The sequence below is a fragment of the Melaminivora alkalimesophila genome (assembly GCF_000282995.1).
GTDB classification, from domain to species: domain Bacteria; phylum Pseudomonadota; class Gammaproteobacteria; order Burkholderiales; family Burkholderiaceae_C; genus Melaminivora; species Melaminivora alkalimesophila.
Window position 1 is genome coordinate 1 of record NZ_ALEE01000392.1, and the last position, 934, is coordinate 934.

A 934-nucleotide genomic window follows, 5' to 3' on the forward strand; every position below is an offset into this window, starting at 1 on the left:
CCGGCGGCGCCCGCTCAGGCCTCGGCCAGCAGGCGCTCGATCAGGCGGTGCAGCTCGGGAAAGTCGGGCGCGCCAACGTAGGTCTTGACGATCTCGCCGCGCTTGTTGACGAGGTAGGTGGTGGGCGTGAGCTTGACGTCGCCCCAGGCCTTGGCGACCGCGCCGGTGTTGTCGATGGCGACCTTGAAGGGCAGCTTGCGCGACTCGGTGAAGTTCACCACGTAGCTGGGCGGGTCGTAGCTCATGGCCACGGCGATGGTCTCGAAGCCACGCTCCCGGTACTTGTCGTAGGTGGCGACGATGTCGGGCATCTCGGACACGCAGGTGGTGCAGCTCGTGGCCCAGAAGTTGACCAGCGCCACCTTGCCCCGCAGGTCGGCGGTCGTCTGGCTGGAGCCGTCCAGCAGCACGAAGGTCGAGGCCGGAGCCTCGTGCACGTTCGAGCCGAGCACCACCACCGTGCCCACCACCGCACCCACGGCCAGCACGCCGGCCACAATCCATTTCTTCATCTGGCGACCCCGTTTTCTCTGTCCGTCCGCTGCACGCGCGGGGCGGCCGGCCGCTGCCCGCGCCGCCTGTCTGCGTCCACGCGCACGATTGTGCCGCAGCCCCCATGCCCCCGCCGCCCGCAGCGGATCCCGCCGTCCGGCCGGGCGCGAACGACCGGGGCGGCGGCGATAATAGCGGTATGCCGCAGACCCGGATGGCCACACGCCTGCTGATCATCGCCCACGAGCCGCTCGCCAGTGCGCTGCGCGAGTGCGCGCTGCATGTCTTCCCCGATTGCGGGACGGACGTCCAGGCGCTGGACGTGCCGGCCAGCGAGCCGCCCGAGGTGACGCTGCAGGCGGCGCGCGCGCTGCGCGCCGAGCAGGCGGGGGCGCCGCTGCTGGTGCTCACCGACGTGGCCGGGGCCACGCCCGTCATTGGG

2 protein-coding genes are annotated in these 934 nt (G+C 71.5%); one reads left to right on the forward strand and one right to left on the reverse strand.

The window, feature by feature from the left end:
- Positions 1-14 precede the first annotated feature (14 nt).
- Positions 15-512, reverse strand: coding sequence for a TlpA disulfide reductase family protein (locus A612_RS07545; RefSeq protein ID WP_019373896.1), 498 nt, complete (start codon positions 510-512; stop codon positions 15-17).
- 194 nt (positions 513-706) lie between these two features.
- Here A612_RS07545 and A612_RS07550 point away from each other — a divergent pair.
- The coding region (locus A612_RS07550; RefSeq protein ID WP_019373897.1) for a PTS sugar transporter subunit IIA at positions 707-934 on the forward strand (228 nt) is incomplete at its 3' end.